Annotated in this window: 15 protein-coding genes; 7 read left to right on the top strand and 8 right to left on the bottom strand. The window is 55.3% G+C overall.

Annotated elements, in window-relative coordinates:
* Positions 1–290: 290 nt before the first annotated feature.
* The gene (gene clpB / locus E1H13_RS03600; RefSeq protein WP_169612038.1) at positions 291–2900 is read right to left on the bottom strand and encodes an ATP-dependent chaperone ClpB; all 2610 of its coding nucleotides are present in this window, start codon (positions 2898–2900) and stop codon (positions 291–293) included.
* Positions 2901–3144: 244 nt separating this feature from the next.
* On the opposite strand from clpB, the gene E1H13_RS03605 reads away from it, so the two are divergent.
* On the top strand, positions 3145–3510 hold the full coding sequence (locus tag E1H13_RS03605) for a DUF2784 family protein (protein WP_169612039.1): 366 nt from the start codon (positions 3145–3147) through the stop codon (positions 3508–3510).
* A gap of 82 nt (positions 3511–3592) precedes the next feature.
* On the opposite strand, the gene ilvA is transcribed toward E1H13_RS03605, so the two are convergent.
* The 4 genes from ilvA to E1H13_RS03625 form a co-directional block, all read right to left on the bottom strand.
* Positions 3593–5104, bottom strand: coding sequence for a threonine ammonia-lyase, biosynthetic (ilvA, locus tag E1H13_RS03610; protein ID WP_169612040.1), 1512 nt, complete (start codon positions 5102–5104; stop codon positions 3593–3595).
* A 69-nt stretch (positions 5105–5173) separates the two neighbouring features.
* Complete coding sequence (locus E1H13_RS03615) at positions 5174–5944, bottom strand: PAP/fibrillin family protein (RefSeq protein ID WP_169612041.1); 771 nt, start codon at positions 5942–5944, stop codon at positions 5174–5176.
* Positions 5944–6552: a Uma2 family endonuclease gene (locus E1H13_RS03620; protein ID WP_169612042.1), complete on the bottom strand. Its 609-nt coding sequence runs from the start codon at positions 6550–6552 to the stop codon at positions 5944–5946. Before E1H13_RS03620 ends, E1H13_RS03615 begins: the two co-directional genes overlap by 1 nt.
* A gap of 325 nt (positions 6553–6877) precedes the next feature.
* The gene (locus E1H13_RS03625; protein ID WP_169612043.1) at positions 6878–7765 is read right to left on the bottom strand and encodes an SMP-30/gluconolactonase/LRE family protein; all 888 of its coding nucleotides are present in this window, start codon (positions 7763–7765) and stop codon (positions 6878–6880) included.
* A gap of 210 nt (positions 7766–7975) precedes the next feature.
* On the opposite strand from E1H13_RS03625, the gene crtL reads away from it, so the two are divergent.
* The 3 genes from crtL (at position 7976) to E1H13_RS03640 (ending at position 11382) form a co-directional block, all read left to right on the top strand.
* Complete coding sequence (gene crtL, locus E1H13_RS03630; RefSeq protein ID WP_169612044.1) at positions 7976–9199, top strand: lycopene beta cyclase; 1224 nt, start codon at positions 7976–7978, stop codon at positions 9197–9199.
* A 190-nt stretch (positions 9200–9389) separates the two neighbouring features.
* Positions 9390–10622: a type IV pilus twitching motility protein PilT gene (locus tag E1H13_RS03635; RefSeq protein WP_169612045.1), complete on the top strand. Its 1233-nt coding sequence runs from the start codon at positions 9390–9392 to the stop codon at positions 10620–10622.
* Positions 10609–11382: a circadian clock KaiB family protein gene (locus E1H13_RS03640; RefSeq protein ID WP_347404116.1), complete on the top strand. Its 774-nt coding sequence runs from the start codon at positions 10609–10611 to the stop codon at positions 11380–11382. Before E1H13_RS03635 ends, E1H13_RS03640 begins: the two co-directional genes overlap by 14 nt.
* A 2-nt stretch (positions 11383–11384) precedes the next feature.
* Here E1H13_RS03640 and E1H13_RS03645 read toward each other — a convergent pair whose 3' ends face one another.
* Positions 11385–11819 (bottom strand): DMT family transporter, encoded by a 435-nt coding sequence (locus tag E1H13_RS03645; RefSeq protein ID WP_169612047.1) that lies wholly within the window; start codon positions 11817–11819, stop codon positions 11385–11387.
* Positions 11820–11929: 110 nt separating this feature from the next.
* On the opposite strand from E1H13_RS03645, the gene E1H13_RS03650 reads away from it, so the two are divergent.
* On the top strand, positions 11930–13222 hold the full coding sequence (locus E1H13_RS03650; protein ID WP_169612048.1) for a YegS/Rv2252/BmrU family lipid kinase: 1293 nt from the start codon (positions 11930–11932) through the stop codon (positions 13220–13222).
* A 326-nt stretch (positions 13223–13548) separates the two neighbouring features.
* On the opposite strand, the gene E1H13_RS03655 is transcribed toward E1H13_RS03650, so the two are convergent.
* Together E1H13_RS03655 and hisD are read right to left on the bottom strand one after the other, a co-directional pair.
* Positions 13549–14707, bottom strand: a protein-coding gene (locus E1H13_RS03655; protein ID WP_169612049.1) for an IS630 family transposase whose coding sequence is annotated in 2 segments (ribosomal slippage) — positions 13549–14257 and positions 14256–14707 — 1161 coding nt in all. Because the reading frame shifts where the segments join, the coding sequence is not laid out codon by codon here.
* Positions 14708–15035: 328 nt separating this feature from the next.
* A complete protein-coding gene (gene hisD, locus E1H13_RS03660; protein ID WP_169612050.1) occupies positions 15036–16352 on the bottom strand; it encodes a histidinol dehydrogenase in 1317 nt (438 codons plus the stop codon).
* A gap of 218 nt (positions 16353–16570) precedes the next feature.
* Here hisD and rpsT point away from each other — a divergent pair, with 218 nt between their 5' ends.
* Entirely contained in the window at positions 16571–16876 is a 306-nt protein-coding gene (gene rpsT, locus E1H13_RS03665) for a 30S ribosomal protein S20 (RefSeq protein WP_169612051.1), read from the top strand.
* A 69-nt stretch (positions 16877–16945) separates the two neighbouring features.
* On the top strand, positions 16946–17773 hold the full coding sequence (locus E1H13_RS03670; RefSeq protein WP_169612052.1) for a TatD family hydrolase: 828 nt from the start codon (positions 16946–16948) through the stop codon (positions 17771–17773).
* Positions 17774–17878 lie beyond the last annotated feature (105 nt).

A 17878-nucleotide genomic window follows, 5' to 3' on the forward strand; every position in this document is an offset into this window, starting at 1 on the left:
AGAAACCTAAATGCCATGGGTCAGATCAGTATAGATCCCCTGGCAGTATTTTCTACTTTAGCGTATATCACACCATAGGGACTTAACCCTTCCAGGTATAAAAACAACCTTCCCTGAATTATTCCGCAAAATTACTGATTTTTTTAGAAAGTTAACGGCAATGTTCTAGGCGAACCAATTCGCCTACGTTAGAGCCCCCTAACTGTAGGGTGGCAAATCGCTACAGGGACCGCAATGGCCCCTGTTACAAATGCAACTAGATGTTACTCGTCGTTGCAAAGGTTGATGGTTCAGGCGATTGCCCCCTGCACCACCCTAAAGGCCAACCGCTCATTTTCTACATCGACGGCAATGGTGTCCCCTGCGGTAAACTCGCTGCGCAGAATGGCTTTGGCTATCGGGGTTTCCAGCTCTCGCTGAATCGCTCGCTTCAAGGGGCGGGCCCCATACACCGGGTCGTAGCCCACCTCTGCTAAAAAGTCGAGGGATGATTCCGATAGGGTTACCGCCATCTTGCGATCGCCCAGGCGATCTTCCAGGCGCGTCACCTGCAACTTCACAATTTCCCGCAATTGGGCTTTGCGCAGCCCGTGGAAAATGATCATTTCATCCACCCGGTTAAGAAACTCAGGTCGGAAGTCGGCCCGCAGGGCATCCATCACCCGAGATTTCATCTCGTCGTACTGCTCATCTTCACCAGCGATATCCAGAATGAACTGGGAGCCGATGTTGCTAGTCATAATGATGATGGTGTTTTTAAAGTCCACCGTGCGCCCCTGGGCATCGGTGACCCGGCCATCATCCAAGATTTGCAGCATGACGTTAAACACGTCGGCATGGGCCTTTTCAATTTCGTCAAACAAAATTACCGCAAAGGGGCGGCGGCGGATAGCCTCAGTCAGTTGGCCACCTTCGTCATACCCCACATATCCAGGGGGCGCCCCAATTAAGCGGGAGACATTGTGCTTCTCCATGTACTCTGACATGTCGATGCGCACCAGGGCTTCTTCGGTGTCAAACAGGTAGGAGGCCAGGGCTTTGGCCAGTTCAGTTTTACCCACCCCGGTGGGGCCAAGGAAAATAAAGCTGGCAATGGGCCGATTTGGATCGGCTAAGCCTGCGCGCGATCGCTGGATGGCATCAGCCACGGCGGTCACAGCCTCATCCTGCCCCACCACCCGTTGATGCAGCTCGTCCTCTAGCTGTAGCAGCTTTTGCATTTCCGACTGCACCAACTTGCTGACCGGAATTCCTGTCCACTTGGAAATAATCTCGGCAATATCCTCTTCGGTAACTTCTTCCCGCAACAGGGTTTTGCCGGTGGTTTGGGTGTCCGTTAGTTGATCTTCAGCGGCTTCCAGCTGCCGTTGCAAGTCAGTGAGCTTACCGTATTTCAGCTCGGCTGCCCGGTTTAGGTCATAGTCCCGCTCGGCCTGCTGAATTTCAATGTTGATCCGATCAATGTCTTCTTTGATCGACTGGATATGATCAATGATGTCCTTTTCTGATTGCCATTGGGCATTCAGGGCACTCTGTTGCTCTTTCAGATCGGCCAGTTCTTTCTCCAAGCGGTCTAGACGCTCCAGGGAAGCGGGATCGCTCTCCTTTTTCAAGGACAGCCGTTCCATTTCCAGCTGTAAAATCTTACGGTCCACCTCGTCCAATTCTTCTGGCTTTGAGGTGATCTCCATTTTCAGTTTGGCGGCGGCTTCATCGACCAGGTCAATGGCCTTGTCGGGTAAGAAGCGATCGCTGATGTAGCGGGTGGACAGGGCGGCAGCGGCCACCAGGGCACTGTCAGAAATTTTTACCCCGTGGTGCACCTCATAGCGTTCTTTTAGCCCCCGCAAAATGGAAACGGTGTCTTCCACAGAGGGCTGGTCCACATAGACCTGCTGGAAACGGCGCTCTAGGGCGGCGTCTTTTTCAATGTATTTGCGATATTCATCCAGGGTGGTGGCCCCAATGCAGCGCAGTTCCCCCCGGGCCAGCATCGGCTTCAGCAGGTTACCCGCATCCATCGAGCCCTGGGTGGCCCCAGCCCCAACTACGGTGTGAATTTCGTCGATGAACAGGATAATTTGCCCGTCCGATTCGGTGACCTCTTTCAGTACCGCCTTGAGACGTTCTTCAAACTCACCTCGATACTTGGCCCCGGCAATCAGCGCCCCCATATCCAGGGCAATTAATCGGCGATCCTTTAAGGATTGGGGCACATCCCCACTGACAATCCGCTGAGCTAGTCCTTCGGCGATCGCAGTTTTACCCACCCCCGGTTCGCCAATGAGCACCGGGTTATTTTTGGTGCGGCGGGACAGAATTTGAATCGTGCGACGGATTTCATCATCCCGACCAATCACCGGGTCGAGTTTACCCTGGCGGGCGGCATCGGTCAGGTTGCGCCCGTATTTTTCTAAAGATTGGTATTTCCCTTCAGGGTTTTGATCAGTCACTTTCTGAGTGCCTCGAATAGCTTGAATCACTTGCTTAAGTTTGGCTTCGGTAATGCCCAGCTCTTGGAATAGGCCTTTACCAAAACGTGTATCACTGGCATAGGCCAGGATTAAATGCTCAATGGAAATGTACTCGTCACCATAATTTTTTTTGTAATTGTCAGCTCGATCTAGCAGGGTGTCTAGGGATTTGCCCAGGTACACCGAGGTGCCATTGCCTGAGATTTTAGGTTGGCTATTGATAAAGGTTTCGGTGCGATCGCGCAGTTGCTGGAGGTTGGCACCGAGTTTGGCAAAAATGCTATTAGCCAAACCCTCTTGGTCAAGCAGAGCTAGCATTAAATGTTCGCTTTCAATTTGTTGTTGCTGAACTTGTTTCACCAAGTCAGGGGTGCGCACAAAGGCTTCCCAAGCTTTTTCAGTAAATTGATTTTGGGTCGGTTGCATAGGCTCGATTCTCCTTTGGGGCTTTGGCTATTCTCGACTGGGGCGTATTACGCATTATAAAAGGGCTACAGCTACCCCAAAGATCGGTCTTTACGATCGTTTTAAGGTAGATTGCCACCCAGGTGGCTAAAATTGCCTAGCGGCTTACGGCATGGCTGCATAAGGAGGGTATTCCGGGCGATGTATCACCCTTTGGCAAAGAATTTTGGATATCATTGCAAGCCCAGTGAAGCTCTCAGAATCTATGAAAACATTACGAATATTCCTGATCCTGCTGTTGAAAGGGCTCCACCTGATCATTTTGGTGTTTTCAGTGGCGGGCTGGGCCGCCCCTTTTCCAACAGTATGGTGGGTGCACGGGATCTTTGTCCCCTTGATGGTCGGGCAGTGGCAAATCAATCAAGGCACCTGCTGGCTAACCAATGTAGAGAATTTTCTACGGGGAGACAGTAAAGCCAAGTCACAACAGCAGGGACAGTTCATCAAGGGGATCCTGGGTCGATGCTTTGACCCCATTCCCTCGGATGCCACCCTGAAACGATTGATATATGGGATTTTAGCGCTATCCTGGGGGCTATCTGTAGTGAGACTACTGGCTATGAACCTCTAGTCAACCAGCCCAGCCTTAGAAGGGCGAAGTTGCCTCGCTATTACGAGTTGAACACATATTTTGTATGGGTACCTTAAGGCTGCTAACCGAGAAACAACTTATAGGCAGGGTTTTGGTTTTCATCCCAATATTGATAGCCCAAGCCATCTAAAAACGCTTGCCACTGAGGCATTTCGTTGGGGGGCACCTGAATCCCTGTGACAATGCGACCGTAGTCAGAGCCATTGTTGCGGTAGTGGAAGAGGCTGATATTCCAGTCGGGGCTCATGGCATTGACAAACTTCATGAGTGCCCCAGGACGCTCAGGGAATTCAAACCGATACAGCAACTCGTCGTGAGCCAGGGGGGACTTGCCCCCCACCATGTGGCGCAGGTGCATTTTGGCCAATTCATCATCCGTTAGATCTAAGGTTTTGAGGCCCTTAGATTCAAATATTCTGGCCATTTGTGCGGCATCCGCCCGTCCCTGCACCTCTAGTCCTACAAAAATATGAGCTTCCCGTTGATCGGCAATCCGGTAGTTAAACTCTGTCAGGTTACGGGTGCCCAGGCATTCACAAAAAGCCTTGAGGCTACCAGGGGTTTCGGGGATAGTGACCGCAAAAATAGCCTCTCGATGTTCGCCAATTTCAGCCCGCTCGGCCACAAACCGCAAGCGATCAAAGTTCATGTTGGCCCCACAGGCCACCGCTACCAGAGTTTCGTCAGTGATGCCAGTGCGCTCCACATAGGCCTTGGCGCCAGCGATCGCCAGGGCCCCAGCCGGTTCTAAAATCGACCGGGTATCTTCAAACACATCTTTGATGGCGGCACAGGTGTCATCGGTGCTAACCAAGATAATCTCATCCAAATACTGCTGGCAAAGACGGAAGGTTTCCGCCCCCACCTGGCGCACGGCGACCCCATCGGCAAATAGCCCCACCTGGTTCAGCCGCACCCGCTCCCCAGCTTGCAACGACTGAGTCATGGCATCGGCATCTACCGGTTCAACGCCAATGATTTTGATGTCGGGTTTCAACCGCTTTACATAGGCGGCAATGCCTGAAATCAGACCGCCACCGCCAATGGCCACAAAAATGGCGTGGATCGGCTGAGCATACTGCCGCAAAATTTCCATACCAATGGTGCCCTGCCCGGCAATCACGTCAGGATCGTCAAAAGGGTGCACAAAGGTCAGCCCCTTTTCTGCGGCTAGCTGGCGGGCATGGCCATAGGCGTCGTCATAGGTTTCCCCATGCAGGACCACCTCTCCCCCCCGGGCTTTAACCGCATTGACTTTCATGGTTGGGGTGGTGGTGGGCATGACAATAATCGCTCGAGTCCCCAGTTGCTTGGCCCCCAGGGCGACCCCTTGGGCGTGGTTGCCCGCTGACGAGGCAATTACCCCCCGAGCCAGTTGGTCGGCGGGGAGTTGGGCCATTTTGTTGTAGGCCCCCCGCAGCTTAAAGGAAAATACCGACTGCATATCTTCCCGCTTCAACAGCAGTCGGTTCTGCAGCCGGGCCGATAGGTTAGGGGCTAGCTCGAGGGGGGTTTCCTGAGCCACGTCATAGACGCGGGCGGTGAGAATGCGTTCGAGGTAGTCGGTGGGCATGACAACGGCCGGGGAAAGGTTTAAACCTTCATTTTACGGCGGCGATGCACTGGGCCATAGCGGCCCTGTTTAGCCCTGGCGATCGCAGACCAGTATCGTTCCCTTTTCACCTCGGGTAATCCGCAGGTCGTCATCCAGATACAGAATCTCTAATCTGCCCTTGGGGGAGCGACGCATCTGAAATTCGATCCGGCCCGTATCGGCGGCCATCGCTTTGGGGGGCACTAGGCCAAACATCAGCTTCAGGACCAGCCCTTGCAGCCTGGCCTTAAGACCAGGGCGGGGGGATGCGTCAGGGTCCCCAAACACCTGATGCCAGTGGTCGCGATCGCTATCTACCGCCGGTTCTAAAACGCCGCCGGTAAACTGCACTTGCAGCTGATTGGCCGTCGCGGGTTGGCAGATGCCCAAATTTCGTACCCTCCCTTGCAATGGCACCTCCAAGTCCAGGGTGGTAAAGTCCACCACGATGTCGTGGGTGTGGTGAGCGCCGTCTGCGATCGGCCACACCGGCTGGGATACCTGGTCAATCACTAACTTCAGGGTCTGGGGTTGAAACATATTAAAGGCCAGCCGCCCCAGGGTGTAGCTGTAGCAACCATCCGCCAACAGCTCACCCCCGGGAAAGCTGGGGGCACTAATCAACCGCCAGTCTCCCTCCAGTCGGTCGGTGGCCTGGGCTGGGGCTGGGGTGGGGTTGAGGGTGGCCAGCCGCGCGATCGCCGCCGCCACTGGGGCCTGGGCCGGATTGCCACCATGGGCCTGTAGGGCCTGGTACAGGGCGGCCTTGGCCTGCTGTCGATCAGCGAGATAGGGACCGGGAGTTGGAGTAGACGTCATCACCAAAGCTCCTCTTCAGCATCTGCCCCTACCAGTATCACATCCTCGTAGAGGGCCGCTAAGGTGTCGCTAAAGTCCAGGCTCTGCAAGTGAAACCGAGTCGTCCCAGAAGTCGTCTCAGGGGTGTAATACTGCAACACCCACAGCCCTGCGTCATTACCATTACGCCGAAAGCATTCCACCCGCTGGTGGCGCGTGTTGATTAACACATATTCTTCCAGGCTCTCCAGGGTTTGGTAGTCAGCGAACTTATCCCCCCGGTCAAAGGCCTCGGTGGAGTCTGACAATACCTCAATCACCAGTTTGGGAAAGCGCTTGTAGTCTGCCGTTGCCTGGTCGCGCGGATCGCAGGTGACCATCACATCGGGGTAGAAGAAGCGGTTGCGGGCCTCGAGCCGGGCTTTCATATCCGCAATATAGACCCGGCAGCCACTACCGCGCACGTGGCTACGGAGCAGGGCAAACAAGTTGCCAGCAATGGTGACGTGGGCATCGCTGGCCCCGGCCATGGCATAGATATCGCCATCGAGGTATTCATGCTTAACGGCGCTTTCTGCCTCTAGCTGCAAGTAGTCTTCAGGGGTGAGATACTGGGGCGAAGCAACCATAGCGCTGAGGGAAATTGAGCTACTTTTTGATTTTAGGCGATCGCCCCCTCGGACCATTCAAGTAGATCGCAAAGTCCCTGCTCCCCTCTCCCCCAGCCCCTCTCCCAGAAGGGCGTTCGCGGAGCGTCTCCACAGCAGGAGAAGGGGAGCCAGAAAGTCCATCAAAGTCCCTCTCCCATGTTGGGAGAGGGATTTAGGGTGAGGGCCAGACTGTGGGAGTAGAACCAGTTTGTGACCTACTGAATTTAAGTGGTGACTTAGGGTTAACGGCGAGCCGTAGACCGTGCACCGTAGACCGTGCACCGTAGACCGTGGGTACAGATTCCTACCCCCCAAATGGGGCAGTGGGCAGCCCAGCCAGGGGTAAATCAATGGCGAACAGGTCACCGGCATAGAACCCCTGCTGAATCTCGTCCTGACTGAGCCCGACGGAAGCGGTAGTGACATAGAGGGTTTGGAGATTGGGGCCGCCAAAGGTGGGGCAGGTGGGCCGATGTACCGGCAGCGACACCCGGCCTAAAGGTTCACCCTGGGGACTAAAACAAGCCACACACCAACCATCCCACAGGGCCGTCCAGATGTTGCCCTCGCTATCCACCGCCAGACCGTCAGGTTCTACAGCGTCATCCTCCAGTTGAATTAACGGGGTGCGATCGCGAATCTCCCCCCGTTCCCCATCAAAGTGATAGGCATAAATGGTGCGCTGGGGCGAATCGGTCAAGTAAAAGGTGGTGCCATCAGGGCTCCACCCCAGGCCGTTGGAGATGGTCAGCCCGGTCTCCATCGTGTGTAACGATCCATCGGGGTCATAGCGATAGAGCGCCGCTTGCCCTGGCTCAGGGCTCAGGGTGCCAATCCAAAACCGGCCCTGGGGGTCGCACTTGCCGTCATTGCAGCGAATGGCTGGATTGGGTAAATCTAACTGGGCCAGCGGGGTTACGGTACCACTCGTCAGGTCTAAGCTGGCCAACTGAGCCCCCACGGCCACCAGCAGCCGATCGTTCGTCATCAGGGCCAGGGCGCTGGCTGGCCCCCCCACCTCCCAGTGACAGTCATCGCCGCTTGCCACCTCAAAAATATGGACCCGGTGGTTCAAAATATCCACCCAGTACAGCCCCTGTTGGGCACTGTCCCACAGGGGGCCTTCTCCTAAACGGGCGCGGGCAGCCAGCACGTTTTGGGCCGACAGATCACTAAAATTGATGGTAGTCATAGATTTGATTATAGGGCCATCACCACCGGCCTCTAAAACCCAAAGCTCAAACTTTCACCATCGGAAACCCCTCGCGCCCAAAACTCAAAATCTAAAATCTAAAATCTAAAACCTAAAATCCAAAGCCAGTAGCTGATCAGGTCTGTTTCTGGGGTCACAATCTTTGTAAGATAAAGTTTCAGCCATTGTTAGGTAAAAAGAAAGCCGTCAATGTTAGATGTGTTGGTAATTGGGGCAGGGCCAGCGGGCCTATTTATGGCGGTCACCCTGGGGCAGGCGGGTCTGGCGGTACAAGGGGTTGCCCCCCATGCGCCGACTCGCCCCTGGCCCAACACCTATGGCATCTGGGCGGATGAGCTAGAAGATCTAGGGCTGACCCAGTTTTTATCTCACCGCTGGAAAGATTGTGTGGTGCATGTGCGCGATCGCACCCTGCCCCTACACCGCGACTATGGCCTGATCGACAAAGACCGGCTGCAATCCCACTGGCTTGACCAAATGGCCCAGCACCACACCCACTGGCACCAGGGTATGGTTACCCAGGTGGACCACACCCCCACCCATAGCAGCGTCACCCTCGATGGGGGGGAAACCTTAACGGCTCGCCTCGTGCTGGATGCCACTGGTCACCAGGCAGCTTTAGTGCAACGTCCAGCCACTGACGCGATCGCGTATCAGGCTGCCTACGGCATTGTGGGGCGCTTCTCTAGCCCCCCTATTCAGCCCAACCAAATGGTGCTGATGGATTACCGCGACGATCATCTATCTGCGGCCGAACGGCGAGCCCCCCCCACCTTCCTCTACGCCATGGACCTGGGGGATAACATTTACTTTATGGAGGAAACCTCCCTGGCCCACCACCCGGCAATCTCTATGGATGTCTTGGAGCGACGGCTCTACCAGCGGCTACATCATCGGGGTGTGCAGGTGACCGAGAAACACCATGTCGAGCGTTGCCTGTTTCCCATGAATCTGCCCCTGCCAAGGTTAGACCAGCCTGTGGTGGGCTTTGGCGGCGCGGCAAGCATGGTGCATCCGGCATCGGGGTATATGTTTGGCGCCTTGCTGCGGCGAGGCCCAGCCATGGCCGAGGCGATCGCCCACAGTATCAAGGCCAACTCGACCTCTACCCAGGTGGCCCAAGCAGCCTGGCAAGCGCTGTGGCCGCAACAGCGGCTGCGTAAGCACTACCTTTACCGGTTTGGCCTGGAAAACCTAATGGCTTTTGACGCGCCCCAGTTAAATCAGTTCTTTAAGACTTTCTTTAGTCTAGATACCCCCGATTGGTCTGGGTTTTTAGCCGATACCATGACCCTACCCGAGCTAGTGCGGGCCATGCTGGGGTTATTTAGTCAGGCTCCAAACCCTGTACGTTGGGGGTTGATGCGGTCGGTGGCGACCCATGGTCAATGGCTCAAGCAAGCCTTTTTTTAGCCAGGGTTAGCCTATTCTGGAACAGGAATATGTCCCCTGGTGTACTAAATCGAGGGACGGTTGCTATAGTGAGTGCCAAATGGCTCATTTTTTTTGCCAGTTTGGGCAACCTGACTGTAGTTGTGCTCTTTGGGCTCAAGTCACTTGTTGGCCCAGCTAAAGCGCCTTAACCATTGCGGAGAACCATCCTATGGCTGAGTCACCCAACGCTCCTGTTACCCCTCCAACCCCGCCGCCGCCGCCGCGCCCTGCGGCCAGTGTGCCTCGCCAGGCGGCAGTGGCCCCAGCCCCCGGTCAGGTGCGCCACCGACCTCCGGCACCGCCACCGATGCCTCAGCCCGGCGACTCGGTGAAGGTGGAAAGCGGCTTGACTCTGAAGAAAATTGTCCGAGAGGCTTTTGATCGGGGGTTTTCAGATATTCACCTGGGGGTGGGCGAGGTGCCTCGGTTCCGCGATCGCGGTGAAATGGCACCAACAGAGTACCCTGTGACCGATGAGGAAACCTTCTACCGCTGGCTAGAGGAAATTTTGCGCCCCGACGAAATCCAGGAATTTCGTCAAACCCTAGACTTTGATGGTGCCGCCCAGTACGACTTCACCCGGGTGCGGATTAACATCTTCGACTCGTTGCGGGGGCCAGCCCTGGTAATGCGTCTGATTCCGGTAAAAATCCTCACCCTGGACCAGCTGGGGTTCCCGCCGATCTTTCGGGATGTGTGCCACTACCACAAGGGGCTGATTTTGGTGACTGGGCCGACTGGGTCCGGTAAGTCCACCACCATGGCCGCGATGCTGGACTATGTCAACAGCGAGATGCCCAAAAACATCATCACCATCGAAGATCCGGTGGAATTTGTGCACCAGAGTAAGCGATCGCTGATTAAGCAGCGGGAAGTGGGGCTGCACACCCAAAAGTTTGACAATGCCCTCAAAGCCTCCCTGCGGGAAGACCCGGATATTATTCTGGTGGGGGAAATGCGGGACAAAGAAACCGTGAATACGGCCCTAAAAGCTGCCCAAACCGGTCACTTGGTCATGGGCACCCTGCACACCAACAGTGCTGTCAAAACCGTTGAACGGATTCTCAACCTGTATGAGCCTGAGCAGCAAGCCCCGGTGCGGGTGGCCCTGGCCGAGTCACTGGTGGCGGTAATTGCCCAGGGGCTGTGTCGTACCACCGATGGCAAGCGAGCCGCCTTCCACGACATTTTGCTTAACACCGACGCCATCAAAGACTACATTTTGCGGGGCCAACTCGATGAGGTGGAAGCTCTGATTCCCAAATGTACGTTTGACGGCATGTGTACCATGAACCAGTCCCTCTACGCCCTGTATGAGTCGGGGCGCATCACCGAGGAAACCGCGCTGGAAATGTCGCCCAAGCAAAACGAAATGGCCCAAATGCTCCGTGGACGCATCTAAGCCAACCGCGATCGCTAAACCTACTCCCCCCAGCTTTAAGGGCATTGCCCTGTTTACCCCTGGGGGTGACTGCGTTTACTGCATCGACCACCAAAAACGGACCCACTGGCACTTAGATCTATGTGCCACATTACAGCAGACATTGGAGCTGGCTGAGCCTCCCTATTTTCTGTTACCGGGCTTTACCGCCACCGTCGATCGGTGGGTTGATGAGCTGACCCAAAGCCCGGTCACCGTTGCCGAAGCCTATCCTCGGGCCTTACGGTTCCAGGCCCTGTTGAATCGACTGTTTGACTTAGACGACCTGCCCTGGCAGCCTAACTACACCTGTCGGGAAGAATGCTCCCCCCTATTGATCGAATCTTATCGGGATCGGTTTCCCCAGCTCTGGCAATGCCATGACCTGGTGATTCAAGTCAATGCGGCCCTAGCCAATCCAGAACCAGAAGCGTCCCAGGCCTTTGATTGGCCCCCCCTAGTCGTCCCTACCCAACCCTACCGGTTCAAGCTGTTTGTCAGCAGTATCGATACCGTAGCCACCGAGAAAATGCTAAAGCTGCTGCACACCACCTTAGAATCAGCCCTGCCCAGCCCCTACACCCTGCAGGTGGTGGATGTGTTGCAGCATCCTGACCAGGCCGAAGCCGAACAAGTGTCGGCTACGCCTACCCTGATTCAGCTCTCCCCAGAACCGGTACGGCGAATTGTGGGCAGCTTGGTGCATCAGCAACAACTGGTGGCCCTGTTGGGGGGCGGCTAATCCTAACGTACCAGCAGAGCTACCCCAATCATCATCAACCCGAGTCCAATCAACTTAGATAGATCAAACGGACGGACCACCGCCCCCAACCAGCCATAGTGATCAATCATCACCCCAGCAACAAATTGAGTGGCCACAATCACCGTAAAGCCGCCAGCGACCCCCAGGCGGGGCACCACATAGCCAATGGTGCCAATAATAATCAAGCCCACTAATCCTGACCCCAGGGTATACCACGGGACTGTCGTGAATGCGCCCAGATTACCGCCTCGGGCTCCAGCCATCATCAGCCCGACAGCCATAGCCCCGCCCCAATAGGTGATAAAGACGCTTTCCAGAGGACCGAGGGCTTGGGTCATCACCCCCATCAACTGACCTTGCACCACGATCGCAATGCCACCAATAATCGCTAATCCTAATACGCCAATACTGCCCATAGCTGGTCTCCCGATAATGGTTTGGGGCGATCGCCCAGCCGTTACCCTACCGCATCTGAACCAAATCTAGACCAGCCTGCTATAGTCTGAATCATGTTAATGATGCTGCTATGCCTACGACCTTAGCCCTACTGGCTCACCCGGCAGAGCAAGAAGCTCTGATTGCCTGGACCCGAGGTCATCAAACGACGCTGGCCGGGTTCACCCTGATCACCACTGAAGAGTTAGTGCCCTGGTTAGAAGCGGGCGACTTGTCCATTACCGCTCTGGCACCTCTGGCCGATGGGGGAGACATTAGCCTAGCCGCCAAAGTCTTAGAGCAGGACGTGTCAGCGGTCATTTTCTTTGCGGATCCCTCCGTGGCTTTGGTGTCTACCCCTAGCCTGATCATGCTGCTCAGGGCTTGCCGCAAAAAAAATATTCCCCTCGGGATGAATGCGGCTACGGCTGACCTAGTGTTGCGGGGGTTAGCCCGCAGCCGAGTCGCCTATTTGATCTTCAACCCGGTGGCTGGACAAGGCAACCCCAACCAAGCCTTAGCCACGATCCGTTCGAAGCTAGAGCCCCAGATTTTAGTAAATGTAATTTTGACCCAACCGGATGTGAACCCGGTGGATCAAGCCAAAGAGGCGATCGCCGCCGTTAAATCTAGAGAAAATAACGAGTTTGGGCCAGGGCTAATCATTGCCTCCGGGGGCGACGGTACCGTATCGGCGGTCGCCAGTGCCGTAATTAATACTGATATCCCCCTCGGGGTGATTCCCCGAGGCACTGCCAATGCTTTTTCGGTGGCCCTAAATATTCCAACCGATATCCAAGGGGCCTGCGAGACCATTTTGGCCGGTCACACCCGCCTGGTGGACACGGCTCGCTGTAATGAAACGCCGATGATTTTGTTGGCAGGGCTAGGGTTTGAAGCCGGGATGGTCGATCGGGCCAGCCGCGAACTAAAAAATCGATTAGGAACCCTGGCCTATGTGCTGGCTGGGGCTCAGCAGCTGGCTGACCAACAGGCATTTCAGGCAACCGTTGATATTGATGGTGAGGTCAGCGAATTACAGCCCGCCGCCATTACCATTGCCAATGTCGCTCCTCCTACGTCAGTGCTGGCCCAAGGATTTGGCGAGGTGATCCCCGACGACGGGCTGCTGGATGTCACCATCGCCACCAGCCAAAACCGACTCCAAGGGATCAATGCTCTGGCCTCTTTGGTGGCTTCAGCGGTGGTCAAAGCCCCTACCCAGCGAGACGATCTACTCTGTCTGCGCGCCCGTCGCATTCATGTCACCACTGACCCTGCCCAGAAGCTGGTGATCGATGGGGAAGTGGTAGACGCCAACCCGATTGAGTTCGAGTGTTTACCCCAAAGTTTGCGGGTGTATGCGCCAATAGTGGTGGAGTAGGGGGAGATGGGGAGTGGGGGAGTGGGGGAGATGGGGAGATGGGGAGATGGGGAAGGTGGGGGAGTTTTGGATTTTGGATTTTGGATTTTGAATTTTGTAGGGCTTTGCCCTTCCCGAAGGGTATTGAAATCGTAGGGTGCATTAGCAGTCGGGGTCTGGGCATTGGTGGTCAACCTGAGGCCGCAATGCACCGGTCGGGGAAGGAGGGCTGCCTTAGGGGCGGACCTGGGTGTCCGCCCTTAGGGGGAATGGGGAGACAAGGAATTTTGGATTTTGGGTTGAAATCGTAGTGGTACGACACAGCTAAAGTGAGGCATTAGATTCGACTATGCCGCCGCCTCAAACACAGGGTAAAGATGCTTCAATTTCACTCTGGCATCATCAGTGGTGAATTTCCAAATCACTTTGGCAGCACTTTGGTTGCGTTCTTGCTGCCAAGCTTTAAGTTCGCTCTTGAGTTCTTCTGGTGAGGCGATGCGACGGTCTAAGCACTGCCGCGACAACACACTCAGTTCAGTTTCAGCCACATTAAGCCAACTGCCGTTACGCGGGGTGTGGTAGAAGATCAATCGTTTAGCGAGGCGATGGGCTTCTTCTGCCGGAAACGCTTTGTAGAGCGAGGCAATATTGTGAGTATTGAGATTGTCTGAGAGCAGTTTGACGACGGGCGCATCCGGGTAATCGACATCAAGCAACTGTCGCACTTCTTCGGCCCAGTCAATGCTGGTGCGACTGTCTCGTTGGCTGACGCGCCGCCAACCGCGATTGGGGTCGAAAAACATGAATAGCGATTGCATCCCCTCGCGTTCGTAGTGATAGTCTTCCTTCTTGTCGTGCCCTGGTTCCATCTTTACGGGAGGATAAAGGTCAGACTGCAATTGGTAAGCCGCCTCGTCCATGCAAACCAACGGTGCATCAGCTGTGTGTTCGCTGCTGTAGAGGTCTAAAACCACTTCCATCTGAGCCACAAAACGTGGCAAGTCCCGTTGTGGAATGCAAAAGCGTTCTACTTTCCAAGGACGTAGCTTGTTTTTTTAACGTCCGTCGTACCGTCTCTCGCGAAATCTGGAGCACAATCTTTCGGGCTTTCAACTGCTGGGTGAGCAGTTCGAGCGTCCAACGGGTGCGTCCCTCAGGTGCTTCAGAACAACACAAGGCAACGATTTGAGCCTCCAAATGCCCGTCTACCAACGGGGCAACAGGCGGCGTTGCCCGGACTTGTCGGTTGAGCGCGGGGTGTTCCCCTTGCCTTAAGAAGCGGTAGCGAATCCGTCCCACGCTATTGCGGTGCAAATTGAGTGCCGCTGCGATCTCCTCATCCGTCCAGTGTCTCGTCGCCCCTTCTCCCTCGTCTGCCATCAGGAGAACTTGGGCGTGGAGTATTTTCTTTGCAGGCGCGTGACCATTGCGACTGATGTCTTCCAATCGCTGGCGTTGCTCAGCCGTTAAATAGATTTTGTTTTCATCTTTTTTCCCTCGTCCCATAGCAAAATCCCTGTATCGACACTTCTTATTGCACTATTTTAGCTGTGTCGCACCAGTAGGGTGGGTTAGGCGGTCGGGGGCAGGGCGATCGCAGGTCACCGAAATTACCGCCATACCCCACAGCGAGGCATGTCATCTCCCTGATTGGGAATGTTCAAGGTTTTGTGAGATAGGCATCCTGCCTGTCCCAGCTAGCAGGCGAGACGCCTGCCCGTTCTGCTGCGCACAGGCTACGCCCCACCCTCTTCCGTCTTCCCTCTTCCGTCTTCCCTCTTCCGTCTTCCCTCTTCCCTCTTCCCTCTTCCCTCTTCGTTCTTCGTTCTTCGTTCTACCCCTGACCGTCGGGGTGCGGCGGTTGGATCCGCAGACTCACCGAATCCCCATGGGACGGTAGCCCTTCGGTTTCGGTCAACGCGGCGATCGCGTCGGCCACTTGCCCCAATTCTTGAGGGGAGTATTGCAGCAAGCTAGAATGCTTCATAAATGTTTCTGTGGCCAGGGGGGAGGCGTAGCGTGCGGCCCCAGAGGTGGGTAGCGTGTGGTTAGGCCCGGCCAGATAATCACCCACCGCCTCAGGGGTAGAATGCCCCAGGAAAATCGCCCCCGCATGGCGAATCTGCTCTAGCAGATCCCAGGGGTCACTCACTTCTAGCTGCAAGTGCTCGGGGGCAAATCCATTCGATAACTCAGCAGCCGTAGCCAATGAATCCACCACCACAGCTAAGCCATAGTTGGCAATCGACTTTTCTGTCAAAGTCTGGCGGGGATGGGTGGCCAACTGCCGTTCCACATCAAGGGCGACCGCTTCAGCCAGAGAGTCACTGGTAGTAATTAAAATCGCCGCTGCCATGGGGTCATGCTCTGCCTGGGCCAGCAGATCCGCCGCCACATGCACCGGATTCGCGGTATGGTCAGCAATCACCAGCACCTCCGAAGGCCCCGCTAAAGAGTCAATACCGACGGCGCCAAACACCAGCTTTTTAGCCAGGGTGACGTAAATGTTGCCTGGACCGGTAATCACATCGACGGCTGGAATAGTTTCGGTGCCATAGGCTAGGGCGGCGATCGCTTGAGCCCCCCCGACCCGATAGATTTCAGAGATTCCAGCCTCCTGGGCCGCTACCAGTACTGCTGGGTTCATGGCTGTGCCCCCTCCAGGAGGAGTCACCATCACAATTTTACCCACCCCGGCCACCCGCGCCGGAATCGCATTCATCAGCACGGTGCTGGGATAGGCCGCTCGCCCCCCAGGCACATAAATTCCAGCCCGATCGACTGGGGTATAGCGTTTCCCCAGTACAACCCCGTTATCTTCAAATGAGACCCAACTTTTGGGTACTCGCTTGCGATGAAACGCTTCAATGTTGGCACAGGCCAGACGAATGGCATCCAACAAACCCGTGCTCACCTGCTGGTAGGCCGCATCCAGCTCCGCTCCCGATATGCGTAAGTCACTGACGGTGAGGGTGACTTGGTCAAAATCGGCCGTGTACTGCAACAGCGCTTGATCCCTCTGTCGCCGAACAGCATGGATAATCTCCCTCACTGTGGCTTCCTTGTGAACCACCTGATCATCGTGAATACGAGCACAGATGCGCTGCAACTCAGTTTTGGCTTCAGGTAGCTGATGGGTGATGCGCAGCATTACGGTGGATTAATCCAGAGACGCCAGCGGTAAGGCAGTTAACAACTCGTAATCCCTCGGGGACTTTTTAACATCCTACCAAAACACTGAGTGCCAGTGTCCTAACATCCTAGTCGATCTCCACAGCAAATTGCTGGAAAAATAAATCCTTCATTTCAGCCATTAGGTGCTAACATGATTTATCCAGTCAATATCATCTTGTTAAGCTAGGGCGAATTGTGGCAAACATCAAGTCTGCACTAAAACGAATTGAAATTAACGAGCGCAATCGGCTGCGCAACCGGTCTTACAAGTCTGCGGTCAAGACCTTGACCAAGAGCTATTTGTTGGCGGTTGAGGCCCATGGCGCCAACCCCACTCCCGAAACCCAGCAGCAGGTAGATACTGCCATGGCAGCGGTTTACAGCAAGATCGACAAAGCTGTTAAGCGCGGTGTGCTGCATCCCAACACTGGGGCTCGCAAGAAGTCCCACATTGCTCGGGCTCTGAAGGCGCAGGAGGCTGAGGCTACGGCGGCATCTTAGGGCGGCGGGGCCGGTTTTGGTGGCCCCATAAGAATTAGCCTGTTTGCCGTTGCTTTTGTCACCCCTGCCATGCCCCTGGTTGATACCCACGTACATCTTAATTTTGATGCGTTTGCTGGGGATCTCGATGATCTGGCCCAAGCCTGGAGAGAGGCAGGGGTGGTTGGTCTTGTGCATTCTTGCGTAGAGCCGGCGGAGTTCCCACAGATGCAAGCGATCGCCGATCGCTTTCCAGAGCTGTACTTAGCTGTGGGCTTGCATCCCCTTGATATGGATAAGTGGTCAGCCACCACGGCTGACCAGATTCGTCAGTCGGCCATGGCTGATCAACGGGTGGTGGCAATCGGGGAAACCGGCCTTGACTTCTTTAAGGCGGATGATGGCGATATTCAACGGCAGGCCTTTTGGTCGCAACTCACCATCGCCCACGAGTTGGGCTTACCTGTGATTGTCCACTGTCGTGATGCGGCCCAGGCTACAGCTGATCTGCTGCGGCAGTTTCAGCAGCAGGTGGGGGCGGTGCAGGGGGTGATGCATTGTTGGGCTGGTTCTCCAGAGGAAACCCAATGGTTTCTCGATTTGGGGTTTTACATCAGCTTCAGCGGCATTGTCACGTTCAAAAACGCTAAGACCATTAAGGCATCAGCCCAGATGGTACCCCTCGACCGCCTGCTGGTGGAAACTGATTGTCCATTTCTCTCCCCCGTACCAGTGCGCAAGCAACGCCGTAATCAGCCGGCTTTTGTTCGCCATGTGGCCACCCATGTGGCTGACCTGCGTCAAATCGAGTTTGAGGACCTAGCGGCTATGACGACTCAAAATGCTCGAGCATTGTTCAAATTGCCTGATGATTCGACCCATTTACCGTCGTCGCCAAGGTTAGTGACGACGGGCTAGCGGTTTTGTTTCATGGACATGGCTGTGTTGCCTGTATCAGGTGCGATCGCCATTGTCCCTTTTGGGCCTGGTCCCTTGGACTTGATGTATTAAAGCGAGGTTTCT

Source organism: Nodosilinea sp. P-1105 (assembly GCF_012911975.1).
In the GTDB taxonomy this organism is placed as follows: Bacteria; Cyanobacteriota; Cyanobacteriia; order Phormidesmidales; family Phormidesmidaceae; genus Nodosilinea.